Raw genomic sequence first — 25,107 nt, forward strand, 5'->3', positions numbered from 1 at the left:
TGCAGGTTGGTATAAAAGGAGCAAGTTATGAAAGCAATTACTGTAATGATGTGCGCTTTACTTACAATAAGTGCGCCTACGTTTGCTAAATACGAGCGCAATAAAGCAGTCCCTGTGCAGCAAGTTTTATTTGGTGACGTAAAATCGGTACGCAATATTACCGAACAAGAAATCATTCAAGACAAAAACAACGGCTGGAAAACCTTCGGCGGTGCATTACTCGGCGGTGTTGTAGGCAACCAGTTTGGTGGCGGCAGCGGCCGCACAGTAGCAACAATATTAGGCTCGGTAATTGGCGGCAGTGTTGCGCATAATAGGCAGCAGCAAAGTCATTATCAGCAAAATCATTTTGTAGAGTTATTAATACAAGTTGAAAACGGCGATCAGTTTATGGTTGTTCAAGATCAAGACCAATCAATGCGCTTTAGCAAAGGCGATAATGTAAGATTAGTGTACTTGAACGACAACACGGTACGTGTAGATAAAGCGTATTAGCTAATATATTCATGACTAAAGTAAAAAACGAGCCAAATTTGGCTCGTTTTTTTATTTTTTAAATAACTATACTTGGCGATAGTCTTTAAAAAAGCGCTTCATTTTTAACATCGCATCGGATAAATCATCTTTGCTTGGTAAAAATACCAACCTAAAATGATCCGGCTCGGGCCAATTAAACGCCCTGCCATGCACAAGTAATATCTTTTCGGCTTTTAGCAAATCGTACATCATCTTTTCATCATCTTTAATGTTAAAAAGTGCTGTATCTACTTTGGCAAACGCATAGAGTGCGCCTTTTGGTTTTTTACAACTAATGCCTTCAATAGCGTTTAACCCGCGCCATGCTATATCGCGCTGCTCGTATAAGCGACCACCAGGGTTAATTAAATTATCAATTGATTGCACCCCGCCCAACGCTTGTTGAATTGCATATTGCGCAGGTACATTAGCGCACAAACGCATAGATGACAGTATTTCTAGACCTTTGCGTAAATCATCCATAACTGAGGTACGACCGCTTAACACCATCCACCCCATTCTCAGCCCCGCTGCACGGTAGGTCTTAGCTAAACCGTTAAAAGTAATGATTGGTACATCATCACAAAGTGAGCCGATTGAAGTATGCGTTATATCATCGTATAAAATCTTTTCGTAAATTTCATCGCTCAATAACAGTAGTTTATGTTCACGCGCTATATCAATTAATTGCATTAGCAAATCGTCACTGTAAACCGCACCTGTCGGATTATTAGGATTGATTAATACCAGCGCTTTAGTTTTAGATGTTATTTTGCTTTTTATATCTGCAATGTCCGGAAACCAATCTTGCTCTTCATCACATAAATAATGCACCGGATTACCACCCGATAACGTGACAGAAGCAGTCCAAAGTGGATAATCTGGAGCTGGAATAAGCACTTCATCGCCATTATTTAATAGCGCTTGGGTGATCATCTGAATAAGTTCGCTTACGCCATTACCAATATAGATGCTATCTACATCTAAATTATGTAATCCACGTTGTTGGTAGTGCTGATAAATAGCCACGCGGGCTGAATAGAGGCCTTTAGAGTCACAATAACCTTGGGCTGAATATAAGTTGCGGATAATATCGCGGTGCATATCTTCTGGCATATCAAAACCAAAAGCAGCCGGATTACCTATATTCAATTTTAATACTTTTTGACCTTCGTCTTCCATTTTTTTAGCTTGTGCTAAAACCGGCCCACGAATGTCATAACATACACCTTCTAATTTGTGACTCTTTTTAATATCAGACATTTTTACCTCTTTAGGGCGTATTGACTTTATGGATTAAATTTGTTCAACCTAGGGGCGATTTAATCGCGGCGCGAGATTTGTAACCTAATGGGCTAAGTAAAAATTGAGTAACAAAGAGAAAATAGCCCCTAGGAAGAACCCTCTGGGCAATGCGTGTTTGGTTTTTATGTGCTGTTATCGCCTATTTATGTGGAAAAACCACACTGCATAGGCTCTGCCTAACCTAAAAACCAGACACTCGTTGCAAATTCAATCCCGAAAGATCAACACGCCCTAGTGAGCCTTTAGACTAACCTAGTAAAGGCGTAAAATGCCAGTGTATTTGATTACTTAATACTGAAATAAATTCACGTTTCAGTTTCAATAATTAGCGAGATGCTAACCATTCATTTAGCTTAGCTTGAGAGCCTGTTACTTGAGCCATTAAGCTATTAGATGCGTCGATAGCTTCAGCTAAGTTATCTAGGTTTAAATTTTGCTCAATAACACGCGATACTTCAGCAAGGCTTGAAGCGCCAAACTGCGCCGCGTTCGATTTTAAACTGTGAGAGTGACGAATAGCCGCTTCTCTGTCTTTACCAATAGTTGCTAAAACTTCAGAGCCTAAACGTTCAAACTCTGCGCAACAAAAATCAAGCGTGTCAGCAAACTGCTCACCCAATAACGATTCCATACTCTCTAATGCCGATGTATCAATATTTATCTCTGTCATTTTTATCTAAACCTCGTTACATGTAACAGTTATTAAGCCATTGTTTTATAAGAACAGTTATGATGTTACACTTTTAGTTTGAATCTTGGAGTTTAATCAGATAATTATATTCGTTTTACCACTTAATTACATCTCATTTTCTAGGTTAAAGAGTCCCTATGTGAACACTAATGTTTTTCTCTAACCAGGTTCTAAATCTAGCACATTAATATTAACTCTTATCTTTAAAAGCTACTTCATATTATGGGCCATGAATATCTTAAACAGACACGTAAACATTACATTGTAATCTAAGAAAATTACAGTATAACTTTTATGTGCCTATTTCCTTTATAATAAACCACCACGCTTTCGCCTCCATAGCGAAATAGAAAATTATAAAGTTGTAGCCAGTATTACTTAAGCCACAACATTTTTAAGGTACTCAATTATTTACATGATTAGTGGAGTGTTTTTAGGCTACTGTGTTTTTTGCAGCGATGTAATTACTACACTAACAAAAATTAAACTACCGCCAAATATTTGTAATAATGTTAATGATTCATTTAGCCAAATTATGGCAAAAATGGCTCCAAATAATGGCTCGCTTCCCATTAATAAAGATACTCTTGTTGGTGATGTTCGGCGCACTGCATAGTTTTGTATATAAAATGCAAATAATGTACAAAATATAATTAGGTATGACATTATCAGCCAGAATTCAATTACAGTTGGGATAGATAACTCTGCCTCAGTTGAAAAGAGTGCTAATGCGATTAGGGAACTGATTGCTACGATGAATGACTGGATAGCAGTAAGAGAACGCGTTGTTATCTTTTTATTTTCAGTTGATCGCTTTGTTGTCGTCACCATTAATGCTCTTAACAACGCAGCCAATAGAATAAAGTAATCGCCTTTATTTAACACCAATTCAAACTCTTCACTACTAGTTAAAAAGAAGATCCCTAATACACTTGTGACAGTGAGGAGGATTAAAGCTTTTGATATCCTTTTTTTATTGATAATGGGCTCTGCAAGTGCAGTTAATACGATAGATAAGCTAATTAGAAAAGCTGCATTTGACGCTGTTGTGTGTAAGACTCCAAATACTTCACAATAAAAGATGGCTGATAGAATACACCCCGTAGGGATTGCAATTTTCCAGTCGTTATTCAAACCTTTACGGAAATCCGAGATAACCATTGGCAACATACAAAGAAAAGTTAAAGAAAAACGAAGTGCAATAAAAAGTAATACGCTAGTGTAAATTAGTACACTTTTAGTTAAGCCGTAACTAGTTCCCCAAAAAAGGGCTACCATCAATAGCATTAACTCAGTAATTGGAAATTTATAACGCGCTTTTTTATAAGTATTAGCTATTAAGTCCATTAGACTTCTCCTTTCGAGTAAAGGCAATAACAAGCACATCTCTATATGCTTCTTTATACCGTGTAGCTGGTTTTATTGGGGAGACTTGATGCATAGTTTTTTCATCATCTGCCATGATGATGTCAAGTGTTTCATTTAAAGTTACACTTGTAAGCGCCTCTTTATAATTGTTAGTGAGTAACGTAGAACCACCAATAATGTTATTCTTACAAACCATCATCGATGCAATATATGTAACCCCATCTCGATGTAACCCTTCTGGCGCAGGGTGACCCAGCTCTGCTTCAGTTGTTTTAATTCGATAAGGGTGTAGGCGTATACTCCAGTCTTGTTTTTTTCCTTCAGCAGAATCATAAACACTGCTCAATAAGCTAAGTACTTTCGTTAATACGGGCGAAGAAGTGAATTCATCTGTTAATGGATAGAAGTGACGTTCAATATCTCCGTTAAGAGAATTAATGTAGGATGGCTGCGTATATGGAGCATGTGGTAAAATTGCGAAACCCTCGCTATTTGATTCTTTTGCAAGTTCCCCATAGCGGCGATAACGATATTTTCCACCATCAGCCATATAAGTATCGCGTTTTAATTCGTTCCAACACTCTTTGAATAGAGCAACATCATTACTATCTATGTTCAGTACTTTATTTACACTTTTAGCCGTTGCTAATACATATTTTTTTTGATTAAGTTGTTCAGAAAGCTTTGTAACTATACTGTTGTACGCTGTTATACCGTTCATATTATTTCCTTACGCGACTTGATCAATGACGGTTTTTAATTTTGGAGTGCTAATTTCACTAATACTGCGTTTTTTGGTGATATTAACTTCCCAGTTATCTCTGTCACGTAAATACATTGGAGCCTGAGCAACAATTCGATTAGCTAGCGCTTGACCTCGAGAAAGTTTGAATGTTATTGAGCCCGAGATATACTCAGCTGTATAAGAAGTAAATGCGTAAGATGCTTTTTGTAACATACTTTCCCAGCGCCCCTCAACAGCTTCTTGTGTCCATATTTCATTGTGCGTGGATTTAGTTTTTAATACGTCAGTAGGAAGGATAGCTGTTTCTAATAACTTATAAGCATTCATTAATACAGAAGCAGCAGGTGCTTCACGAATTTCTAATACTTTTTCATCATCATCTAGGTGATCGAAGCCAACATATCTACCAATTTCATATGAACCTGCGTGGATATTTAGAAAGTTAATCATATCCATAAAGTTAATCGCCTGATCATTGATGCTTACTGGATATCCCTTGTGGAAGGTAATCTTTAATTTGTCATCAGGTAAGTGGTTATCTGGATTCCATAAGGACCATGTATATAGGTTTTCAGGCATCGTAAAGTTTTCTGGATCGTCTAAAATACCCGATTCAAATTCTCTGCACCAGAGATTAGAGTCGCCACTAACATTTCGGTTTTGGAAGCTGAGTAGTCCAGATTTTGCCAATACAGCCGTTTTTTCCTCTCTTGTAATCGCTGAAAACTCGTAAGGTGATCCGTAATAGCCCTTAAAATCACTAGTTTCTAGTGCACCATTCAAACGGCGCAAGCTATTTTGTGATTGATTTGCGGTATGGATTACCGCATCACAATTCAGTTTATTAGCTAATTCAACTGCTTTTTTGACAATAATAGGTCTAGATAGTGATGAGCTTACTGGATAGTCGCCAAGGTAGTATGCTTGTGAGTGAATAGCAGATACTAAACTATGTTCAACAAATTCTTTCCTTGCATCAATCACTACTAAATCAACCCCAAAGTGATTAGTTATCTTTTTTAAACTTGATTCATCTACACCATCTCCTAAATCAATAGCTAATGCAGTTACTTTTGCTTTGCTATTTTTTAATTCCTCAAGAATATAAGAGCTATCTAGTCCACCACTAAATAAGGTTAAAATGTGACTTGTGTTGTCGGCTAATACACGTACATCATTAATACTTATGATCTTTCTCACTTCTATTTCCTAGTTAAATTATCCGAAATTGTTGACCTGTGAATTATCTATAAGTACCTTAAGTGAAACAACAGTCTGAAATGAAAAGGATAATTGCGCTGTGAACACAAATAAATTACTACCATTTTTATATGAGATGGCAATATTCGTAAAAGTTGTAGAATTAGGTAGTTTCTCAAGTGCAGCTCAAAATATTGGTGTATCCCCATCATCAATCAGTCGTGCTGTTTCACGCTTAGAAGGCTTCTTGAATGAAAAGCTTTTAGAAAGAACGACAAGGAATATGAGATTAACCTCAACTGGACAGGAAGTTTTTATGCTTTGTCGTGATATGTTAGAGTCTGAAAAAATGGCTGTATCGGCAGCTCAATCTGATCAAAATAATGTTGCTGGTTCATTGATAGTCGCTGCACCCAAAGCTCTTTCTAAGCAGGTTTTGATGCCTATGATTCTCGATTTTATTCAAAAGTACCCTAACGTTACATTTCAATTAAAAGTCACCGACATTATGATTGATCCTATTGGCGATGAAGTTGATGTACTCATTCACCTCACTAATAAGCCTATTGAGGGCCTTATTGCAAAACGTATTGGCGAATGCAGGCTTATATTATGTGCGAGTACAGGTTATGTGGAAAAATTTGGTAAACCGATTCATCCAGACGATTTAGCTCAACATAACTGCTTATGCCTTGGGGAAAACCCGATAGATCAAGTATGGAAATTCACTAATATCACTCAAAAAGTCGTAGTCAATGTTAGTGGTTCATTTGTTGTTAATCATAGTGAAATAAGACGTGCAGCGGTATTGAATGGGACAGGAATTTCGGTGTTTCCTGATTTTGTAATATTGCGAGATATTGAGTCTAATGAAGCTGTGGAATTGTTACCTGATTGGCATGTAAGTGGCAGTTATCAGGGCGAAATACTTGCTCAATATGCCCAATCAAAATATATACCTAATCAGATTAAAGTTTTTGTTAAATATATGCAGGATTATTTCAACGTTGAATCACCAAATAATATTGAATAGTCAATTCTGTATTATCAGCTGCTTAAACTTAATAAATAATCTTACTTAACAGCCTATTTTTCGCGCGTACATGTGTCCGAGAAACCTATTGCGCTTTATGCGTCAAACCTAGATATGAATGACTGTCAAAATACTATCTAGTGAGCTATGCGATATTATACTTACCGAGTTTAGCAACGGTTACGTTACTTTTTTGTCTACCTGTATTCTCAATGTCTTGTTTTTAAAAATAAACGTAGCATTTTGAATTACTGTTACAACATTCAAAGATAGTTATTTCTACTGATTATTAATTCTGTCACTTATTTCAAGTTTCATAGCTTTAACGGCCATACCAAAGTAGATTTGTTCAACAACTAGTGCGATAGCATCAACTTTAAATTCTTTGAAATACTTTTTGCGTTTTGTCATTATCAATCTCCAGTTAAGTTGATTATCTCTTAACTGAAGTAGTCGAATCCATTGAACCACGTTGCTACATTATATCGATGCGTAAAAAAACCAACTTAATTACCTTATAAATGTATAATTGTGAAGATCATACTGGCAACAAAAAGTTTATTAAATGGCACGCACACTTTGTACTCATTGTAACTTTGCACTAAATACCTGTATTTGCGACGCAATTACAAATATAAACAACAAAGTTACGGTTATTATTCTACAGCACCCAAGCGAAGAAAAAACAGCAAAAAATACCGCTAAGCTACTCAATTTATGCCTAACTGATTGCCAAATAATCAAAGGCGAAAATAATGATGACTTTGCCATACTAAAAACGCTGCCAATAAGCTCAACTGTTTTACTCTACCCTAACGAAAACGCTATAAATTTAGACGATAACGCTGAGCAACCCAGTGTAAAAAACATTACCCATTTAATCGTGGTTGATGGCACATGGAAAAAAGCCTACAAAATTTTGCAGCTCACCACATTACTAAATCAATTTAAAACGGTCAGTTTTAAACAGCTACCTAAAAATCGTTATGCTATTCGTAAAGCCCCTCGGGCCGACAGCCTATCCACACTTGAGGCTGTAGCGCATAGTTTGTTTTTAATAGAGCAGCTAAATCCCGCACCACTTTATAATACGCTTAATGAATTAATACAAAAACAAACCCAACACATGCCCGAGCACGTAAAAGCACGTTACTTAGATTAAATTCGTTACTATATGAAACTTGCAATGCGTAACTACCCTAACAGACTAAAACGTGGCTTTACTCGCCAAGGACCCGACTATCGCTTTGACGACCAAGTCGACTTTAGCGATATAAGAGATACCTTCGGCTTTAGGTCAATGGTCGTTGGTAAATGGGTAACTAAAGAAGAGCGCTATATTAGCGCCAACTTAATTTACGATGCACTGGCCGACCTAGCACAAATACTGCATTTACCACCTAAAGCAATTGGCCTGCGCGGCAAGCTTAATTTTGCGTTTGGTCATGGTGGTCAAAAAGGTGTGCAAGCGCATTATTACGCAGCCTCTCAAACACTTGCTCTTGCAAAAAATGCAGGCGGTGGTGCACTTGCTCACGAATGGTTCCATGCGTTTGACCATCATATAAACGAGCACTTATTTGCAGCAAAACCACGCTTTGGCTTTGCCTCAAAATTGTGGCTTTCAAACACGCCTAATTTATCGCATCCACTTAATAATGCTTTGAACAGTTTTTATAAACATGTATTTTTAGATGAAGATGGTATTGATGCAAATAATTTTGTACAAGCGTGTATAGAACACGATAAAGCCCACAATATGAATTATATGAGCATGCCAGAAGAGCTTGCAGCACGGTGTTTTGAAGCCTGTATTGAAGGCCACACATATATAAAAAATAGCTTTTTAGTGGGAGGCTTAAAAAGTAGTAATTTAATATACCCAAATAGTGAGCATATCAATAAAGCAAATGAAGCGCTTAACCAGTATTTTGAACTACTGGGTTATGCGCTTCATAAAATAGACGAGTAATGCCTATATTTGGTGATTATTTATCGTCACTAATACGACTTGCTACTGCGCTGCTTTGATCTTTATATTTTGCATCTTTACGAATATTGTATGGGTTTTCACACGGACCCGATAACATTTCAAAGCTCATAGCACCAATTTTCATCAGTGGGCGTAGTGCCAGTGGTAATTTACCTGAGTTGTAAAACTCTAAAACAATATTACCGCTCCAGCCTGGGTCTATTCGGTGCGCGGTTACATGCACCATTAAACCTAAACGTGCAAGCGATGAGCGTCCATCTAACCAACCTACTATATCTGCTGGCAACGTTACTTTTTCATGGGTAATAGCCAGTGCAAGTTCACCTGGGTGTAAAAAGAATGCTTCACCTTCATCAAGCACTATTTCTTCACTCATGATCGATTCCATGGCCTTATTTAACTGATCTTTTGGACCACTTAAATCAACATATGCGGCGTTATGCGCATTAAAAGTTCTAAATTTATTTCCCAAGCGTAAATCGGCAGTCACGCCTGAAATCATATCACTTGTTGGTGCAGGCTCAATAACAATGCGGCCATCGCTTAGGTATTCTTTAATATGTGTGTCTGAAAGTCTCATTATTTATTAATCTTCTGTAATCACAATTTCAATCGCATTGTGATGCTGTTGATAATAGAGCGTGCTGGCTATTAGCCTCGCTGCTGCGCTGTATGTTTTGCTTATTGTTGCGTCGTTATCGTTTGCAATAAGTTTACCTTGCTCAGAATACTCACGTATATCTATTGCAAGTGGAATATGGCTAAGTACAGGCACGCCATGCTTGTGCGCCAACTTTTGTGCACCGTCTTTACCAAATACGTGATTTGCCTCACCGCAGTGGCTGCAAATGTAGTGGCTCATATTTTCTATTAAGCCAAGCACCGGTACGTTTACTTTATTAAACATAGCAATGCCTTTTTGCGCATCGGCAAGGGCTAAGTCTTGCGGCGTAGTGACAATAACTGTGCCGCTAGCGGGTACTTTTTGGCTCATTGTAAGTTGAATATCACCGGTGCCAGGTGGCATATCAACAATTAAGTAGTCAAGCTCGCCCCAATCGGTTTCGTTAAGTAACTGGCTCAGCGCGCCTGACGCCATTGGTCCACGCCATACCGTGGCATCATCGCTTGGAACTAAAAAGCCAATTGACTGCGCTTTAATGCCATTTGCATCAAAAGGCTGTAGCTGTTTGTTATCTTTAGTGACGGGCTCTGCGCCCACTAATCCTAAAAGCATTGGGATAGATGGGCCATAAATGTCAGCATCTAAAATACCCACCTTTGCGCCTTCATTTTTAAGCGCGCCTGCCAAGTTAACAGCAGTAGTCGACTTACCTACCCCACCTTTGCCTGAGGCAATAAGTACAATATGTTTAATCGCTTTAAACTTAGCCACCTCTTTAATGATAACCTTGGCGCTAATTGTTACAGGCACATTTAAGCTTTCACTTACGTGTTGCTCAACTAAAGGCATTTCTGATTGCCCAGCAAATGGCAGAGTTAATTTAATGTGTAGTGATTTATCGTCATTTTGAGTAATAGTATCGATAAAGCTTTCGTCAATACCGACGGCAAAAGCCGCACTACGATATGCCGCTAAGGCAATTATAATCGGTTGTTTTTGCACCGATTTAGAAGAGAATAGTTTCGACAGTCCAAACATAGCAATTAAATAGCGTTTCTTTGATGAAAAGTGCCACGGAATTATGTAACATTCAGGGCATTAACACCAGTCAATTAATAAAAATCCATAAGCTGTGCGCACTCTAAGCAGATAGCTTGTAGATAAATTAATGATAATTGCCGTTTGTATAATAAAAACGGCGTTTTATCCTCAATTCGGAATGATTATGACGCAGCGAAAGATCCTGATTACCAGCGCATTACCTTATGCAAATGGCCCTACTCACCTAGGTCATTTATTGGAATATATTCAAACTGATATTTGGTCACGTTTTCAAAAACTACAAGGCCACGAAGCTTATTATGTTTGCGCAGACGATGCCCACGGCACGCCAATTATGCTTAATGCGCAAAAGCAAGGGATCACGCCTGAAGAAATGGTAAAACAAGTGAGCATAGAGCGCCAACGCGACTTCGCTGACTTTAATATCAAATTTGATAACTACCACAGCACGCACAGCCAAGAAAACAAAGAATTAAGCGAACTTATTTATAACCGCCTAAACGATGCCGGTCATATTAAAAAGCACACTATTTCGCAATTATTCGATCCAGAAAAAGGTATTTTCTTACCCGATCGTTTTGTAACAGGTACTTGCCCAACGTGTAAGTCTGAAAACCAAAACGGCGACAGCTGTGATTCGTGTGGTGCTACATACAGCCCTACCGAACTTATCAATCCGCGTTCTGTAATGTCGGGCGCTGAGCCTGTACTTAAAGATTCTGAGCATTACTTTTTTGACCTGCCAGCATTTGAAGGCATGCTAAAGGAGTGGTTACACTCGGGCACTATTCAACAAGAAATGGCTAACAAGCTAGACGAATGGTTTACCGATGGCCTGCAACAGTGGGATATTAGCCGTGATGCACCTTATTTTGGTTTTGAAATTCCAAATGCACCAGGCAAATATTTTTACGTTTGGTTAGATGCACCTATTGGTTACATGGCGAGCTTTAAAAACCTATGTGACGAAAAAGGCCTCGACTTTGATGCGTTTTGGGCTGAAGGTTCAGACGCAGAGCTTTATCACTTTATTGGTAAAGACATTATCTACTTCCACAGCTTATTTTGGCCAGCAATGCTAGAAGGCGCTAATTTTAGAAAGCCAACTAACGTATTCGCTCATGGTTTTGTAACTGTGAATGGCGAAAAAATGTCTAAATCAAAGGGTACGTTTATTAAAGCGCGTACTTATTTAGATAACTTAAACCCAGAGTACTTACGTTACTACTACGCAGCAAAATTAAGTAGCGGTATTGTTGATCTGGATTTAAACCTAGAAGACTTTGCACAGCGCGTAAATTCAGACCTAGTAGGTAAAGTAGTCAACATAGCGAGCCGTTGTGCTGGCTTTATTACTAAAAAGTTTGATGGCAAGCTAAGCAACACTATTATGCAACCAGAGCTTTTAGCAGAGTTTCAAGCTGCTGCACCGAGCATTACAACACACTACGAGAACCGCGATTACAGCCGCGCAATTCGCGAAATAATGGCGCTTGCCGACAAAGCAAACCAATTTATTGATGGCGCAGCGCCTTGGGTATTAATTAAAGACGAAACTAAGCAACAAGAAGCACACGAAGTGTGTTCTCTTGGTCTTAACTTGTTCCGCGTTTTAATTACTTACTTAAAACCCGTGTTACCAGGAATGGCTGATAACGTACAAGCGTTTTTAAATGACGACCTTGCATGGGACGGCGTTCAAAATGCACTAGTAAGCCACCCTATCAATAAATTTAAACCGTTAATGCAACGTGTTGAAATGGATAAAGTGAACAAAATGGTTGAAGAATCTAAAGAAAGCTTAGCACCAAAAGTAACAATTGACCCTAACAGCCCGCTTGCAAAAGAGCCAATTAGCGACGAAATTGAGTTCGATGATTTTGCAAAAGTAGACTTACGCGTAGCTAAGATTGCTAAAGCAGAGCACGTAGAAGGCGCAGATAAACTACTTAAGCTAACACTTGATTTAGGCGGCGAAACTCGCCAAGTGTTTGCAGGTATTAAATCGGCTTATGCACCTGAGGATATCGAAGGTAAGCTAACCGTTATGGTTGCTAACCTTAAACCTCGTAAAATGCGCTTTGGTATGTCTGAAGGCATGGTATTAGCAGCAGGCCCTGGCGGAAAAGAAATTTATATTCTTAACCCAGATGACGGTTCAGAGCCTGGTATGCGCGTAATGTAATATTACTCATACAATAAAAACCGCTGATATGTCAGCGGTTTTTTTATGGGCAAAATTAATATTTAGTCGTATATTAAGCCTAGCCGTTTATACAAACGCCTTTGCATTAAATAAAGTGAATTGAAATTATGACCCAAATTTTAGATACCAACAGAACAAAAGTAAGTAGCCAAATAAAGCAACACAAATTAGTCGCCATACTGCGCTTAAAACAACAAACCGATGTAGCTCCATTAATTGATTGTTTAATAAATGCGGGCATACACTCATTAGAGATCACTTCAAACACACCTGGCTTTGAGCAAGAAATAGCAAAAGCTCGCGCAGCGCATAAAAACGCACTTATTGGTGCTGGCACAATAATTAACACCACCCTTGCCCAGCAAGCTATTGATGCGGGCGCGCAGTTTATCGTAACGCCAAATACCAACAAATCGGTTGTCGAACTTGCCCACCAGTACGGGTTACCCGTATTAATGGGCGCACTAACACCTACCGATGTAGCAAATGCAATTGAATATAACGCTGATATTATTAAGGTATTTCCTGCCGGCAGTATGGGCGTCGGTTACTTTAAAGCATTAACCGGTCCTTTTTCAGAAGCACAATTAATGCCTGTTGGTGGTGTAAATTTAGATAATATATCTCAGTGGTTTGAAGCAGGTGCTTGTGGCGCTGCAGTCAGTGGCGATTTTTGTAAGGTATTAAATACCGAACAAGAGCGTAGTGTTCTTACCAAGCTTGTAAAAAAATATATAAGTGAACTGCCTAAATAGGCAGTTATATTTTAACTATAAAATTAATCATCTTTTTTAATTGAGCTTTTTCAATACGCGATCTTTACGTGGTAGGTAATAGTTATCGTAATCAAGAGACACTATAACGCGCTCTGCTTTTCCTAATAACTCATTACGCGGAATTAAACCTATTACACGCGAGTCAGCGCTATTGTCGCGGTTATCGCCCATTGCTAAATAATAATCATCAGGAATTGTAATTGCGTCAAAGCCCGATAAACGTGAAGGAATATTTGCCACTCTTATCGAATGCGCTAACCCGTTTAAATCTTCGATTTTATCAAGCGAGTCTATGTTGCTTTGCTGATCAGCATAATTAAGTTTTTTACCATTAATAATAAGCTCATTATTTTCAAGCGCAACGGTATCCCCTGGCACACCAATTACACGTTTAATTAAACGGTTATCGGCAGCTTGTGAGTCAAAAACAATAATATCACCGGTTTTTGGGTCCGCTAGTTTAAGTAGTTTTATATGCGTAAATGGGACTCGAATATCGTAGGCCATTTTATCGGTAAGTATTCTGTCACCTTCTTGAATTGTTGGTTTCATTGAGCCTGTTGGCACTTCGTACCAATCGGCTACAGCGCTTCTAAATACGCTCATTAGTGCAATAAATACGATAAGAGAGCGGTTGTTTTTCCAAAACTTATAAAGCGGTTTCATGTTATTTCCCTGCGTTAATTAAGTATTATTATGACTAACTAAATGCTGAGCAGTTCAATGTAGAGTGTAACAAAAAGTGTGTGCTTTACGGCGGGTATAGCAAGGTAGTTGCTTACCTTGCTATATGATCAATCTAAAAATTAGATTATCAATTACTGTTGATTTAGTTTTTCTTTCGCTTCTTTTACTTTTTCAAAATCTAAACCAAGTTCGTCAGTCGCTTCTTTAATAAGATGCGGTTGAGTCATCACGACTGCCATTAATTGTTGTAACTTTTCTGGCGGAATACCAAGCTCTTGAACAAGCGCCATTGCCATCATTGGGTTTTGAGTAAACGCTTCAAACAATGCTTTTACTTTTTCGTCGCTTACATTGTGCTCTTTAAGTATTGCTAGTATTGGATTCATTATTAAACCTTAAATATTTTTTATAGGGCTTAGTATATGGGCTAAACCCTAAAATTAAAGAGTTACTCTACAAGTAAAACCACTTTTCCTGCGTTTTCATTACGCTCTAAAATAGCATGGGCTTCGTTTGCGTCGCTCCAAGGCAATGTTTTATACAGGTTAAAGTCGTACTTTTTAGTGGCAATATCATTGTAAAAGCGTGCTACAAAGTCGTCGCGCACCTGGCGTTTAAACTCAATACTACGATTTCTAAGCGTTGAGGCATGAAACGAAATACGCTTTTGTAAAAGTGCCGCAAAATCAACTTCTGCAAAACGTCCATCTAAAAATGCAAGCATTACAATTTGGCAATCCATGGCTGCAATAGCGGCATTTTTATTTAAGTAACTACCCGAAACAGGATCTACAATTGCATTTGCTGTTAACTCATTTGCTTTCATATATTCTACAAAGTCGGTGGTTTTATAGTTAATTGCATGATCGGCACCGAGCTCTTTTGCGTGTTGGCATTTGTCATCCGTACCAGCGGTAATAACCACGGTAGCACCTGCGCTTTTAGCCATTTGAATTGCTGCACCGCCTACGCCACTAGCACCTGCATGAATAAGCGCTGTTTGCCCTTTTTGTAATTTACCAAGCTCAAATAATGCGCCAAATGCCGTTAAATACACTTCGCTTATTGCGGCGCCCTCTGCCATTGTTACATCATCGGGTAATTCCATAAGCTGTTTTGCATCAACTGCTACATATTCGCTATAAGCACCACCTGAGCACAACGTAAAAATACGCTTGTTTAGCCAGCTTTTATCTACATTTTTTCCAAGCTCAGTAACTGTACCCGCACATTCTAAACCTAAAATCGGGCTATCTCCCGCAGGGGCCGGGTATTTACCTTGGCGCTGCATACTGTCTGCACGGTTTACACCTATTGCTGCAACTTTACCAAGTACTTCATGGCTCTTTAAAACCGGCTTTTCGGTTTCACTAAATGCAAGGTTGCCATCTTCATGAGAAATATATTTCATTATTACTCCAAGTTTAAAAACTGTAATAACATATAGATGGGGATGAACGCAGATTCAAACAACCTCAAAAGCGCCAACTTTGTTTGTAAGGATAAACATCGGGTAGATAACCATTATGTATTTGTTGCTGACAACTCTGCCAAAACGTCGCTAAAAACAAGTTACTGTGCTCATTATTAAAATAGTTAAACGCAATATCGTTGGCACTAAAAAACACCTTAAATTGGCTCGGAAATATATCGTTTTCAGCTATATCAAAATACGAGTTACTACTTAGCTCTTCGAGTGCATTTTGGGTTTGTGGCACGTCTCTAAAGTTACAATCGGTAAGCGGGCAAATTTCGTCAAAGTCGTAAAACACCACTCGCCCCCATCGCGTTACGCCAAAGTTTTTCATTAGCATGTCGCCCGGAAATATATTAGCGCCCGCTAACTCTTTAATTGCTTTACCGTAGTCATGCATCACGCTCTCTAAGGTTTTGTTATCGCATTGGTTAATATATAAATTAAGCGGGGTCATTTTACGCTCAACATACACGTGCTTTAAAATGAGTGCCTTGCCAGATATAACTATGCTGCTGCCAATTTGGCTTTTCATCTGCTCAAGCAGCTCGTCGCTAAAACGGCTTAAATCAAACGCTAAATATCTAAATTCGTGTGTGTCTACCAAACGCCCAACCCTATCGGCTTGTTTTACAAAGTTATACTTTTCTTTCACTTGTGCTTTGGTGGCTGTTTTTGGCGCACTAAATTTGTCTTTAATTACTTTATAAACGTAATCTAGCCCTTCAATAGTAAATACCAGCATTACCATACCCGGCGTACCTGGCGCTTTAACATACTTAAAGTTGGCTGGGCTATTTTTAGTCGTATCAACCTTGTGTCGATAAAACTCAGTTTTGGCGTGCTTTATAAAACCAATGGCGTTAAATAACTCAAAGCGTTGTTTATGTGGCATTAAGACACTTAAGTAATCTACATAACGAGCGGGCTTATCGGTATCAACCATAAAATAGGTGCGTGCAAAACCAAATAATAAACTTAATTGATCGGCGCCCATCATTACAGCATCAAGCTTTAGTCCCTCATCGGTATTTAAAATAGCGATAGCAAAAGGCATATTGTCGCCATTTTTAGCAATGCAGCGCCCAATTAAATAACAGGCTTTGTTTCTAAAAAATAATGAGTTGGCGTATTCAATATAACCGTCGTTTAAATTTATAAGTTCGTACACCTGTTTGCATTGCTGCTTAGCGCCTTGCATTAACGTACTTTGTAATATGGCTACATCATGCTCTAACTGACTAAATGGCACTCTAAATACTTGATTAGTGATAAGCGTTTTAACGGCGTTATTAAACCCATTGTGTAGCGATACTCTACTTACTAAGCTTTCATAAGAGCGTGGCTCACTACGATACTTTGCTTTTAATACAAACAAATGCACTGTACGAATTTTTTTATCGTCCCAAATTGCACCAAATGTTGAATTAAAAAAAGTATGCGCAATAGGTTTATTTTCGTGATTTTGTACCATATCGCCGTAAATATTTTTAGCTAACTGCCACGTTTGCGGGCAAGTAAGCTCAGCATAAGCAATAACTCTCACGGCTTCACTCACGTTTTTTACCCCGCGCTCGTAAACCTGTAAACGCTCACGCATAGCACTTTGCACACTATGGTACTGTCGTTGTTCAAAACGGCTTTGTGCACCCAGTGTAATATTTAAAAATTGCGAAAACATCGCCTCAAATCCAGCAAAAACAGATCGTGCAAGCTTGCTGGCAATAACGTTTTGCAGCGTATTATTAGATTGATTTGTTAGCCTATTTTGCATAAATACAGCACTTATATTGATGCCAGTTATGGCGGTTATTTTTTATTAATTGTTTACACCTTAGCAAGCAGGCTTTAATTTAGATAATTAATAAACCATATAAATAGAATTGATTCTATGAATATAAGAAACGTCGATCTTAACCTTCTCGTTTACTTAAATGTACTCATCGATGAAAAAAGTGTGTCGAAAGCTGCCAATAAACTCGCGCTTACGCAACCGGCTATGAGTAATGCGCTAAAACGTTTGCGCGATTTATTTGACGACCCGCTACTTGTGCGTGCTGCAGGCTCTATGACGCCAACGGCAAAGGCACTTGCATTAAAGCCTGAAGTTGAGGCCCTATTAAAAATGGCCGAAGCAATTACGCAGCCTAGTGAGCAATTTAACCCTACAACGGCTGAAGTTACGTTTAGAATAATGGCAAACGACTACATAGAGTCGACCCTAATAGCCCCTTTTATAACGGCGCAGCTTAGTAAAAACCCCGGTATTAATTTTGATGTATTAAGTCCAAGCGACGTAAACCTACAAGATATGGAAAAAGGCACTATAGATTTAGCAATAAATCGCTTTAATGGCCTGCCACGCTCGTTTCATCAAGCCAGTGTATGGCGAGATAACTACTGTTGTTTAACGCATCCTAAAAATACATTTTTACAACAATCAGGGTTAGACGACTACTTAAAAAAAGAGCATATTTGGGTAAATCGTGCCGGCTGGGGGCCTGAAGCCGCTGTTACTAATAAATCAGGAAAGCAAAAATTAGGCTGGGTAGACGAAGCACTTTGGCAACTAGAACAAACCCGTAAAATACGAGTTTTTACTCGCCACTATATGGTTGCAAGCCTGCTTTGCCAATCAGAGCAACTTATTGCCACCCTACCGCGCAGGCAAGCTAAGTTATTAACCTCTCATACTGATTTAGTTATCAGCCCTGTACCATTTCAAATAGTGCCTATTGAAGTAAAAATGATATGGAGCCCACTGCTGCACCATGCGCCAGCGCACCAATGGTTAAGGCGTGAGTTATTAGCGTTTGCTACAACAATTGCAGATAGGTAATTAAATATGAATTGTTTATTCATTTACTAAGGGGCTATTTACTCATTGTTGCTCGGCTTTTACTTCACCCACAAGGTTACAAATCTCGCGCCGTACTTAAATAGACCCTAGTTTGAACAAATTTTTATCCGCAGAGATCAACAGACCCCAGTTGTTAACACTACAGTTAATCAGTAGAATTATTAAATAATCTGGACTCTGATTAAATCGTTTGAAGTTCTGCTTACAGTCATTAATCAAACACCAACTCTATATAATAAAAACTTAAGGACGCATTCTTATAAATATTGATTACTCTACTTATTCACTTAGTGAATTAAACGAAGCACTTGAAAGTATTGATGCGCATAAATATCCCGAAAACTACAAACGACTTAAAGATGAATTAGCTAAACCAAATCGTAACGAGCCGAAATCTGCGCAACAAATAGTAATAGCTGAAAATAACACTAAGAAAATAAGTAAAGCGCTCCTGTGTATTGTTTTAGGTTTGTTTATTCTTTTACGCAGCTATTTTAATTACGAAAGTGGTGTCATTCATAAGAGATACAATGAGCCGGCAGTGGCATCTTTAGAAAATAACCCGAAAAAGTTTTATTTATTTCTTTTTTTCACAATTGGTGCCGGAGGTTTTATTACGGCATATGGTATTCATACTTTATTTTCTAAAAAAGAAGACAATGATAAACAAACTTAATAATAAGAATAACGATACTGCAAATAAAATTTTTGCTGTCTTTCAAAAATCCTATGCTATGGAGGCTAAACTGATCGGCGCGCATAACTTTCCTCCTTTAGCGCGTAATATTAAAGGTATAAAAAAGTCAGAAACAACTTTTTATGGCTACAGCGAAAATGAATGTTTAGCAGCCGTTATTGAAGTAGATACAAACAACGAGTGTTTAGATATTTTTAGTTTAACCGTTGATCCTAATCATTTTAAAAAAGGTATCGCAAGTAAGCTAATAAGTTATGTTTTAGCAATGGGTGATTTATCTCATGCAATAGTGGAGACTGCGGTTGCTAATACTCCTGCAATAAATTTATATAAAAAGCATGGCTTCGTGGAATTTAAAAGATGGACTCCTTCACATGGTATTGAGAAGCTGGCTATGTCGGTCGTAATTTAAATCAGTATTTCACAATAGGTAATTTACAAATGGATAGTGCATCAATAATTGCGTGGAGTGTTTTGTTTGGCGGCATTGGTATTGGCTACCTTACTTACGGGCGAAGAAAAAAAGCCGTAGTGCCACTTTGTATTGGTTTATCGCTATTGGTATTTCCGTATTTTATGAGCAGTGTGAGCATGCTGTTGATTGTAGGCGCTATTTTGGTTGCTATTCCTTACTTTATTAAAATTTAGCATTACTATTGTTACGACTAAATAAAATACACGCGAAAAATAAAAAGCGCCGTGGTATTCAACTTTGGGAAAATACCATGGCGCTTTTGGAAATCGTCGATATAGGAGTCTACCTACAGTGTATGATTAGCAAGCTTAGTACCAACTTCATAATAAAATTAAAATTCAATAAAAACAATTAACTAAGAATCCATCTTTATTCCTCAATGACTCCCCTTGTTCCAGTTTTGTGCACGTTTTTACCACTCTGCACCAAATTAATTAGTATAATTTAGGTATGTTTTCTATTTTTTATTTAGTTTTAAAACTTACTATTGATGAAATCAATATCAGTTATTGAAAACAATAATTTCATTAATAATACACTTAGCGCTAGAGTGAAGTTAAGCCAACAAACTAAGAGTAATAATTATGACAACATCAAGCTTCACACAACAAGACGGGTTATTTATTGATGCTAATTTACATCAGTTTATTGAAGAGCAGTTATGCACTAAAGCTAACACCACTGAGACTTATCAAGCATTAGCTACTTTAGTTGATGAGTTTGGTTGTAAATGTCGTAAAACAAAACATCAGCCAGATGATGTATTAGAAGTAGATACATTATTAAACGCATACCAACTTAAAAACCACCCGCTTTGCCATGTTGATGCGCAAACGACAGAAGCTGTTTTAGATGAATATTGCTGCCAGGTTCCTGCAATTATTGTTGTCGCACTAATGGATACGCTTAGCGGTACACAATGCGATGAACCTCAAGCACATGATATTTACCATCGTGCAGCGCAGTTAACCAACCGCCCTTGTATGCACAGAGTAAAAACTGCCTCAGCAGCTTAATAATGAATGTGTTTAAAAGTGCTCGATAACCTTCTTTGCAAAGCCAGTACAAGTTAAGGTTGTCGAGTTATGAATACTTGAGTTATCGCTCTGCTCTTGCGCTAAATCAAAGGTTACTTCACCACTTTTAAATGTTTGCTCTAACGCACTTTCTATCAGTAATGCGGCCTCCTCCCATCCCATAAATTTAAGCATTAATACCGCACTTAAAATACTACTGCTGGGGTTTGCTTTATTTTGCCCTGCTATACGTTCAAACGTGCCGTGTGTGGGCTCAAAAAATGCAACATCATTATTTAAATTAGCTGCGGGCATTATGCCAACCCCACCAACTTGTGCGCTTAGCATATCCGCTAAAAAGTCGCCGTTTTGGTTAGTCGTCACCACTACATCAAATTGCTCTGGATGCATTAAACATTGTTGCAGCATGTTATCAGCTATGACTTCTTTAATAATTAAGGGCGCTTGGTGTCCTCGCTCTATTTGCAGCCAACGCCCATTTTCATGTGCGGTGGCATTAAACTCGCTTTGTGCAAGTGCAAACCCCCAACGCTTAAATGCCCCGTCGGTAAATTTAAGTACATTGCCTTTGTGCACTAGTGTTAAGGATTCACTATCGTTTTTAAGTGCATACTTAATTGCAAAGCGCATTAGTCGTTCAGAGCCTTCTTTGGATATATTTTTAATGCCAATACCGCACTCTTGTGTAAACCTTAAGCGCGTTACCCCCATTTCTTCGCATAAAAAGTCGAGCATTTTTTCGCTTTCTACACTGCCTGCTTGCCATTCAATACCTGAATACACATCCTCGCTGCTGTCGCGCAGCACGGTTATGTTTGTTAAAAAAGGATTTTTTAAAGGAGAAGGGAGTGCACTAAAGCCTTTTATAGTGCGCATATTTACAAACAAATCCATTTCTTGCCTGAGGGCTACATTGAGTGAGCGAAAGCCACCACCCAGCGGCGTTGTTAACGGCCCTTTTATGGCAATTTTACAGGCGCGTACTGCGTTAATTGTTTCTTGTGGAAACCAGTCACCGTCATACAGCTTTGCGGCTTGCTCGCCGTTATAAACCTGCATCCAATGTATTTTACGAGCGTTTTTGTAACAATGCTCAATTGCACTATCAACAACGTGGCGCATTACCGGCATGATATCTAAACCCACGCCATCGCCATCAATAGAAGCAATGATAGGTTCTAACGGAATTTGCCACTGTCCGTATTGGTCTATCGTGATATTTTGACCTTGCGTTGGCGCATTTATATGTTGGTACTGCATTGCTAACACCTACAAAGGTTCTATAAATATGATTAAAGCATGCTAATTAAGGAGTGTCTGTATTTGTACTTTTATAGTTACTATCATTTAAAAAAATAACAAATTAACTGTGACTATTTACGTCATGAGTTGGTCTTGTTTAATTAGCCTTATCGTATTAGCTATTAAATTACAGTGGAACACTTTAATGAAACTCTTTTTTATATTGCTACTATCAATCAACTCGTTTAAAACGTTAGCCGTTGAGGTAGTAATACACAACCTCAATTCACTCTCAAGTAGTGGTCAAAGGACGGTGTCTACTTGGGTGAATCAAAGTGTTGAAAAAACACAAAATACGTTAGGGCCTCTAAAACAAAGTACCTTACCTATTTATTTAAAACCGCAATATTTTGCTTTTGAGCCAGTACCTTGGGCTACTGTAAAGCGAAATAATCCCGATGGGCTAGAACTACATATAGATCGTTACGCCAGTTTAAAAGCATTCACTAAAGATTGGACGCTATACCATGAACTTTCACATTTATATTTGCCGCTATTTCCCTACTCCGGTTTTTGGCTAAGCGAGGGTTTTGCCAGTTATATGCAAAACGTAATAATGCGTGACAGCGGTATAATCACCCAGCCGCAGTTTGTACAACGCTTAAATGCAGGGTTTGATCGTGCCCGCCTGCAAACCAAAACTAAAACACAGCCACTTAATAAGCTCTCTGCCGATATGTGGAAACAACGTGCTCAGCAACGTGTTTACTGGACAGGCGCAGCTTTTTTTGCCCAAGCAGATCTAGCATTGCAAAAACAAGGGCAAACTTTGGCAAGTGTTATAAAGGCGTATCAATTATGCTGTAGGCCAGCACGCTCTAACGCTAAAATGTTTATAAAAGAGCTTGATAAACAATCTAGAAGCAGTGTTTTTTCTACTCTATACGCACAATACAATAACCGCACTGACTTTCCTAATATTACAAAAGCGCAAATTAATCAGCTATAACGCTACTTTTAAGTAATGGCTAAAATAGTTGTACGCTTGCTCATTATAATTGACTGAGTGCTCGTTCATAAAACCATGTAGGTAGTTTGTTTTATTACACTTTACTGCGGACTTATTATTTAAAATGGCTATCACTTCATCAACATTAAAATGTACCTCATGTTTAGGAAAAATAAACTCACAGGGTACGTTTGCATCTAATGCTAAATAATTACGAATTTGTGATGGGTAGAACCCTATTAACTTTTTAAGGTGTGTATTGCCTGTTAATAACTGTGCGCGCCATGCTGCACTTGCCCCTGCGCTAAATGCGATACAAGTTGTTGGTGCTTGCAAATGCGCAAAACATTTTTGAAGTTTGTCGGTGTATTTATCATGCCCGCATTTCTGTATGAATTTATTGTAGTTATATTCTTCACTATCAATAGGTTGTAACTCATTATCATAAGGATCAATAACCGTTACCTTAGTGTCAAACCCCTCTGTAAACTGCGTAAAAGCAGGTGTTAAACCAAAAATATCGCTCGCAATTAGGTAATTCATACTTATCCTTTAGTAAATAAAATTGGAGGCCATAGGCAGTTGATAAAATGTATTATAAATAAATATAAAAAATAGCTTGCACATAATATACATATAAGTTACTTTCCCTCTCTGGTTTAAAGAAACCGCCGCGGTTAACCATTTACCCTGATCCAGTAAGCCCCGCAAAACGTATATTTGAAAGCTAAGTTATTGTACGGCGAGAACCCCTTAAATAATACCGAGATGAATTTTATTATCATCGCAAAAGTGTCATAAAGATCGTCAACACTGTAATGAAGCTAAACACAACATCGTTTATTTATTGACTGCACGAAGCTATAAAATATAGCGCAGAATAAATAACAAGAATAAAGTGAGTTTTATTATGTCTTATAAATATAATGGGTCTATGATCCAAATTGCACATCCAGTGCAATCAATTTCAGTAAATAAACATCGTGTAATCTTTAGTGATACACAAGGTTTAAAAAATGCATTATTTCAAAAAGCGAGTGATGCACGCCAATTTGTTAAATGGCTAAAAGCTAGTTAAACAAAACTTTAATTGCTTTTTATTATTGTGATTATTGAAAATATATTTTGCCAGCCTCGTTGCTGGCATTTTACTTTTTAGCCCTTTAATGGTTACAATAGTTTTACAATAATAATTATTGGCAACTGCTGTAATGCTCCGTTTATGTATACTTTTTTTAATGTTTTGCTTTGTAAGCCCTGTAAGTAATGCTAAAACCATTAATTGGTTAACGCACGACTTTGCACCGTACTACATTTTAAATGGCCAATATCAACACCAAGGCCGCGATGAAAGCATTATATCCCTACTTGAAAAACAACTACCCGCTATTACCTTTAATCAAATTATCATCCCTTCGGGAAAAGTAATCCAAGAGCTATCAAATACGTCCAATAATACCTGCGCATTATCTCTTTATAAAAATGATTACCGAAAAAAGCATATTTACTTTACAGACGAAAGCTCAACTACAGGCCTATCACCTTCTGTTGCTATGCATAGCAAGCTTGCAGACGCACTTGAATTGCCTGATGCGACTGAAGTGTCATTATTAGATTTAATACGTGATAAAAAGCTAACACTCGGCATATCAATGAGTCGTTCTTATGGAAAAGAGATAGATTCGGTTATAAACACAACTCCCGATATAGATTTAGTAATAAGACCTACTCGCGACAGCTTAGCGAGCCTTACTTATATGCTTAATTTAAAACGGATTGATATTTTATTGGGTTACCCAAGCGAACATTATTATTTAGCTAAATTAATGAATTTTGATAAAAATTTAACACAACGACCGTTAACCGAATCCCCTGCGTTAAGTTATGGCTTTATTGGTTGCACTAAAAATGAGCAAGGTGCAAAAGATATAGCAATGCTTAATGAGCAGCTCAAAGTAATAAAAAAAACACCAGCTTATAATGATGTGCTAATGCGCTGGTTGCCAGAGCATTTAAGGCCTTTATTACAAGAGCGTATAGAAAAATAAGTATTTATAGAAAAAAACGCCATTAAAAATGACGCTGTTTATTGTTTATAATTAAGTA

General features: G+C 38.0%; 28 protein-coding genes. 14 read left to right on the forward strand and 14 right to left on the reverse strand.

Going from position 1 to position 25,107, the window contains the following annotated elements; all coding sequences use genetic code 11:
- The first annotated feature begins 27 nt into the window (after positions 1-27).
- Positions 28-495 carry a glycine zipper 2TM domain-containing protein gene (locus NRL14_RS08365; protein ID WP_007375408.1) on the forward strand — a complete coding sequence of 156 codons (468 nt, stop codon included), beginning with the start codon at positions 28-30 and terminating at the stop codon, positions 493-495.
- Between the two features lie 66 nt (positions 496-561).
- Here NRL14_RS08365 and NRL14_RS08370 read toward each other — a convergent pair whose 3' ends face one another.
- The 5 genes from NRL14_RS08370 to NRL14_RS08390 form a co-directional block, all read right to left on the reverse strand.
- Positions 562-1,779, reverse strand: coding sequence for a pyridoxal phosphate-dependent aminotransferase (locus tag NRL14_RS08370; protein WP_007375409.1), 1,218 nt, complete (start codon positions 1,777-1,779; stop codon positions 562-564).
- 367 nt (positions 1,780-2,146) lie between these two features.
- Complete coding sequence (locus tag NRL14_RS08375) at positions 2,147-2,491, reverse strand: Hpt domain-containing protein (protein ID WP_008134104.1); 345 nt, start codon at positions 2,489-2,491, stop codon at positions 2,147-2,149.
- Positions 2,492-2,950: 459 nt separating this feature from the next.
- Entirely contained in the window at positions 2,951-3,859 is a 909-nt protein-coding gene (locus NRL14_RS08380; protein ID WP_149606064.1) for a DMT family transporter, read from the reverse strand.
- A complete protein-coding gene (locus NRL14_RS08385) occupies positions 3,843-4,601 on the reverse strand; it encodes a 2OG-Fe dioxygenase family protein (RefSeq protein ID WP_149606063.1) in 759 nt (252 codons plus the stop codon). Before NRL14_RS08385 ends, NRL14_RS08380 begins: the two co-directional genes overlap by 17 nt.
- Before the next feature lie 9 nt (positions 4,602-4,610).
- Positions 4,611-5,825 carry an argininosuccinate synthase-related protein gene (locus NRL14_RS08390; RefSeq protein ID WP_306724432.1) on the reverse strand — a complete coding sequence of 405 codons (1,215 nt, stop codon included), beginning with the start codon at positions 5,823-5,825 and terminating at the stop codon, positions 4,611-4,613.
- Between the two features lie 100 nt (positions 5,826-5,925).
- Between NRL14_RS08390 and NRL14_RS08395 the strand changes: the two genes are divergently transcribed.
- Complete coding sequence (locus NRL14_RS08395; protein ID WP_306724433.1) at positions 5,926-6,858, forward strand: LysR family transcriptional regulator; 933 nt, start codon at positions 5,926-5,928, stop codon at positions 6,856-6,858.
- Between the two features lie 279 nt (positions 6,859-7,137).
- On the opposite strand, the gene NRL14_RS08400 is transcribed toward NRL14_RS08395, so the two are convergent.
- On the reverse strand, positions 7,138-7,269 hold the full coding sequence (locus tag NRL14_RS08400) for a hypothetical protein (RefSeq protein WP_008138386.1): 132 nt from the start codon (positions 7,267-7,269) through the stop codon (positions 7,138-7,140).
- Between the two features lie 154 nt (positions 7,270-7,423).
- On the opposite strand from NRL14_RS08400, the gene NRL14_RS08405 reads away from it, so the two are divergent.
- Complete coding sequence (locus tag NRL14_RS08405) at positions 7,424-8,020, forward strand: tRNA-uridine aminocarboxypropyltransferase (protein ID WP_306724434.1); 597 nt, start codon at positions 7,424-7,426, stop codon at positions 8,018-8,020.
- Positions 8,021-8,044: 24 nt separating this feature from the next.
- A complete protein-coding gene (locus NRL14_RS08410; protein WP_306724463.1) occupies positions 8,045-8,830 on the forward strand; it encodes a CLCA_X family protein in 786 nt (261 codons plus the stop codon).
- A gap of 16 nt (positions 8,831-8,846) precedes the next feature.
- Here the strand turns inward: NRL14_RS08410 and dcd are convergent, their stop codons facing one another.
- Together dcd and apbC are read right to left on the reverse strand one after the other, a co-directional pair.
- Positions 8,847-9,431 (reverse strand): dCTP deaminase, encoded by a 585-nt coding sequence (gene dcd, locus NRL14_RS08415; protein ID WP_007375413.1) that lies wholly within the window; start codon positions 9,429-9,431, stop codon positions 8,847-8,849.
- 6 nt (positions 9,432-9,437) lie between these two features.
- Complete coding sequence (apbC, locus tag NRL14_RS08420; protein WP_306724435.1) at positions 9,438-10,514, reverse strand: iron-sulfur cluster carrier protein ApbC; 1,077 nt, start codon at positions 10,512-10,514, stop codon at positions 9,438-9,440.
- A gap of 187 nt (positions 10,515-10,701) precedes the next feature.
- On the opposite strand from apbC, the gene metG reads away from it, so the two are divergent.
- Positions 10,702-12,723 (forward strand): methionine--tRNA ligase, encoded by a 2,022-nt coding sequence (gene metG, locus NRL14_RS08425; protein ID WP_024597613.1) that lies wholly within the window; start codon positions 10,702-10,704, stop codon positions 12,721-12,723.
- Between the two features lie 128 nt (positions 12,724-12,851).
- Positions 12,852-13,499, forward strand: coding sequence for a bifunctional 4-hydroxy-2-oxoglutarate aldolase/2-dehydro-3-deoxy-phosphogluconate aldolase (locus tag NRL14_RS08430; RefSeq protein WP_096792946.1), 648 nt, complete (start codon positions 12,852-12,854; stop codon positions 13,497-13,499).
- A 36-nt stretch (positions 13,500-13,535) separates the two neighbouring features.
- Here the strand turns inward: NRL14_RS08430 and lepB are convergent, their stop codons facing one another.
- The 4 genes from lepB to aceK all read right to left on the reverse strand — a co-directional run bounded on the left by lepB (position 13,536) and on the right by aceK (position 17,455).
- A complete protein-coding gene (lepB, locus tag NRL14_RS08435; RefSeq protein ID WP_306724436.1) occupies positions 13,536-14,186 on the reverse strand; it encodes a signal peptidase I in 651 nt (216 codons plus the stop codon).
- A 152-nt stretch (positions 14,187-14,338) separates the two neighbouring features.
- A complete protein-coding gene (locus tag NRL14_RS08440; protein WP_002963210.1) occupies positions 14,339-14,593 on the reverse strand; it encodes a DUF2999 family protein in 255 nt (84 codons plus the stop codon).
- Positions 14,594-14,655: 62 nt separating this feature from the next.
- Entirely contained in the window at positions 14,656-15,618 is a 963-nt protein-coding gene (locus tag NRL14_RS08445; protein WP_306724437.1) for a zinc-binding dehydrogenase, read from the reverse strand.
- A 64-nt stretch (positions 15,619-15,682) separates the two neighbouring features.
- Entirely contained in the window at positions 15,683-17,455 is a 1,773-nt protein-coding gene (aceK, locus tag NRL14_RS08450; RefSeq protein ID WP_306724438.1) for a bifunctional isocitrate dehydrogenase kinase/phosphatase, read from the reverse strand.
- A gap of 117 nt (positions 17,456-17,572) precedes the next feature.
- Between aceK and NRL14_RS08455 the strand changes: the two genes are divergently transcribed.
- The 5 genes from NRL14_RS08455 to NRL14_RS08475 all read left to right on the forward strand — a co-directional run bounded on the left by NRL14_RS08455 (position 17,573) and on the right by NRL14_RS08475 (position 20,729).
- Positions 17,573-18,520: a LysR family transcriptional regulator gene (locus NRL14_RS08455; protein ID WP_306724439.1), complete on the forward strand. Its 948-nt coding sequence runs from the start codon at positions 17,573-17,575 to the stop codon at positions 18,518-18,520.
- Positions 18,521-19,082: 562 nt separating this feature from the next.
- Positions 19,083-19,217, forward strand: coding sequence for a hypothetical protein (locus NRL14_RS08460; RefSeq protein ID WP_264299604.1), 135 nt, complete (start codon positions 19,083-19,085; stop codon positions 19,215-19,217).
- On the forward strand, positions 19,201-19,650 hold the full coding sequence (locus NRL14_RS08465) for an N-acetyltransferase (protein WP_306724440.1): 450 nt from the start codon (positions 19,201-19,203) through the stop codon (positions 19,648-19,650). The genes NRL14_RS08460 and NRL14_RS08465 overlap by 17 nt, the downstream gene beginning before the upstream one ends.
- A gap of 29 nt (positions 19,651-19,679) precedes the next feature.
- Positions 19,680-19,886, forward strand: a complete 207-nt coding sequence (locus tag NRL14_RS08470; RefSeq protein WP_007375422.1) for a hypothetical protein — start codon at positions 19,680-19,682, stop codon at positions 19,884-19,886.
- 411 nt (positions 19,887-20,297) lie between these two features.
- Positions 20,298-20,729, forward strand: coding sequence for a hypothetical protein (locus tag NRL14_RS08475; RefSeq protein ID WP_033028414.1), 432 nt, complete (start codon positions 20,298-20,300; stop codon positions 20,727-20,729).
- A gap of 12 nt (positions 20,730-20,741) precedes the next feature.
- Here NRL14_RS08475 and icd read toward each other — a convergent pair whose 3' ends face one another.
- Positions 20,742-22,010: an NADP-dependent isocitrate dehydrogenase gene (gene icd / locus NRL14_RS08480; RefSeq protein WP_306724441.1), complete on the reverse strand. Its 1,269-nt coding sequence runs from the start codon at positions 22,008-22,010 to the stop codon at positions 20,742-20,744.
- A gap of 187 nt (positions 22,011-22,197) precedes the next feature.
- On the opposite strand from icd, the gene NRL14_RS08485 reads away from it, so the two are divergent.
- Complete coding sequence (locus tag NRL14_RS08485) at positions 22,198-23,001, forward strand: hypothetical protein (RefSeq protein WP_008138360.1); 804 nt, start codon at positions 22,198-22,200, stop codon at positions 22,999-23,001.
- Here NRL14_RS08485 and NRL14_RS08490 read toward each other — a convergent pair.
- On the reverse strand, positions 22,996-23,544 hold the full coding sequence (locus NRL14_RS08490; RefSeq protein ID WP_306724442.1) for a hypothetical protein: 549 nt from the start codon (positions 23,542-23,544) through the stop codon (positions 22,996-22,998). The genes NRL14_RS08485 and NRL14_RS08490 overlap by 6 nt on opposite strands.
- A gap of 367 nt (positions 23,545-23,911) precedes the next feature.
- On the opposite strand from NRL14_RS08490, the gene NRL14_RS08495 reads away from it, so the two are divergent.
- Positions 23,912-24,079 (forward strand): hypothetical protein, encoded by a 168-nt coding sequence (locus NRL14_RS08495; protein WP_007375427.1) that lies wholly within the window; start codon positions 23,912-23,914, stop codon positions 24,077-24,079.
- A 160-nt stretch (positions 24,080-24,239) separates the two neighbouring features.
- On the forward strand, positions 24,240-25,049 hold the full coding sequence (locus tag NRL14_RS08500; RefSeq protein WP_373462526.1) for a TIGR02285 family protein: 810 nt from the start codon (positions 24,240-24,242) through the stop codon (positions 25,047-25,049).
- Positions 25,050-25,107 lie beyond the last annotated feature (58 nt).

The organism is Pseudoalteromonas sp. 20-92 (assembly GCF_030847595.1).
Taxonomy (GTDB): Bacteria; Pseudomonadota; Gammaproteobacteria; order Enterobacterales; family Alteromonadaceae; genus Pseudoalteromonas; species Pseudoalteromonas fuliginea.

What these genes read in the sequence shown, in the direction of transcription:
- NRL14_RS08365 (WP_007375408.1), top strand. Translation starts at nt 28, where the DNA reads ATGAAAGCAATTACTGTAATGATGTGCGCTTTACTTACAATAAGTGCG.
- NRL14_RS08370 (WP_007375409.1), bottom strand. Translation starts at nt 1,779, where the DNA reads ATGTCTGATATTAAAAAGAGTCACAAATTAGAAGGTGTATGTTATGAC.
- NRL14_RS08375 (WP_008134104.1), bottom strand. Translation starts at nt 2,491, where the DNA reads ATGACAGAGATAAATATTGATACATCGGCATTAGAGAGTATGGAATCG.
- NRL14_RS08380 (WP_149606064.1), bottom strand. Translation starts at nt 3,859, where the DNA reads ATGGACTTAATAGCTAATACTTATAAAAAAGCGCGTTATAAATTTCCA.
- NRL14_RS08385 (WP_149606063.1), bottom strand. Translation starts at nt 4,601, where the DNA reads ATGAACGGTATAACAGCGTACAACAGTATAGTTACAAAGCTTTCTGAA.
- NRL14_RS08400 (WP_008138386.1), bottom strand. Translation starts at nt 7,269, where the DNA reads ATGACAAAACGCAAAAAGTATTTCAAAGAATTTAAAGTTGATGCTATC.
- NRL14_RS08405 (WP_306724434.1), top strand. Translation starts at nt 7,424, where the DNA reads ATGGCACGCACACTTTGTACTCATTGTAACTTTGCACTAAATACCTGT.
- NRL14_RS08410 (WP_306724463.1), top strand. Translation starts at nt 8,045, where the DNA reads ATGCGTAACTACCCTAACAGACTAAAACGTGGCTTTACTCGCCAAGGA.
- dcd (WP_007375413.1), bottom strand. Translation starts at nt 9,431, where the DNA reads ATGAGACTTTCAGACACACATATTAAAGAATACCTAAGCGATGGCCGC.
- apbC (WP_306724435.1), bottom strand. Translation starts at nt 10,514, where the DNA reads ATGTTTGGACTGTCGAAACTATTCTCTTCTAAATCGGTGCAAAAACAA.
- metG (WP_024597613.1), top strand. Translation starts at nt 10,702, where the DNA reads ATGACGCAGCGAAAGATCCTGATTACCAGCGCATTACCTTATGCAAAT.
- NRL14_RS08430 (WP_096792946.1), top strand. Translation starts at nt 12,852, where the DNA reads ATGACCCAAATTTTAGATACCAACAGAACAAAAGTAAGTAGCCAAATA.
- lepB (WP_306724436.1), bottom strand. Translation starts at nt 14,186, where the DNA reads ATGAAACCGCTTTATAAGTTTTGGAAAAACAACCGCTCTCTTATCGTA.
- NRL14_RS08440 (WP_002963210.1), bottom strand. Translation starts at nt 14,593, where the DNA reads ATGAATCCAATACTAGCAATACTTAAAGAGCACAATGTAAGCGACGAA.
- NRL14_RS08445 (WP_306724437.1), bottom strand. Translation starts at nt 15,618, where the DNA reads ATGAAATATATTTCTCATGAAGATGGCAACCTTGCATTTAGTGAAACC.
- aceK (WP_306724438.1), bottom strand. Translation starts at nt 17,455, where the DNA reads ATGCAAAATAGGCTAACAAATCAATCTAATAATACGCTGCAAAACGTT.
- NRL14_RS08455 (WP_306724439.1), top strand. Translation starts at nt 17,573, where the DNA reads ATGAATATAAGAAACGTCGATCTTAACCTTCTCGTTTACTTAAATGTA.
- NRL14_RS08465 (WP_306724440.1), top strand. Translation starts at nt 19,201, where the DNA reads ATGATAAACAAACTTAATAATAAGAATAACGATACTGCAAATAAAATT.
- NRL14_RS08470 (WP_007375422.1), top strand. Translation starts at nt 19,680, where the DNA reads ATGGATAGTGCATCAATAATTGCGTGGAGTGTTTTGTTTGGCGGCATT.
- NRL14_RS08475 (WP_033028414.1), top strand. Translation starts at nt 20,298, where the DNA reads ATGACAACATCAAGCTTCACACAACAAGACGGGTTATTTATTGATGCT.
- icd (WP_306724441.1), bottom strand. Translation starts at nt 22,010, where the DNA reads ATGCAGTACCAACATATAAATGCGCCAACGCAAGGTCAAAATATCACG.
- NRL14_RS08485 (WP_008138360.1), top strand. Translation starts at nt 22,198, where the DNA reads ATGAAACTCTTTTTTATATTGCTACTATCAATCAACTCGTTTAAAACG.
- NRL14_RS08490 (WP_306724442.1), bottom strand. Translation starts at nt 23,544, where the DNA reads ATGAATTACCTAATTGCGAGCGATATTTTTGGTTTAACACCTGCTTTT.
- NRL14_RS08495 (WP_007375427.1), top strand. Translation starts at nt 23,912, where the DNA reads ATGTCTTATAAATATAATGGGTCTATGATCCAAATTGCACATCCAGTG.
- NRL14_RS08500 (WP_373462526.1), top strand. Translation starts at nt 24,240, where the DNA reads ATGTTTTGCTTTGTAAGCCCTGTAAGTAATGCTAAAACCATTAATTGG.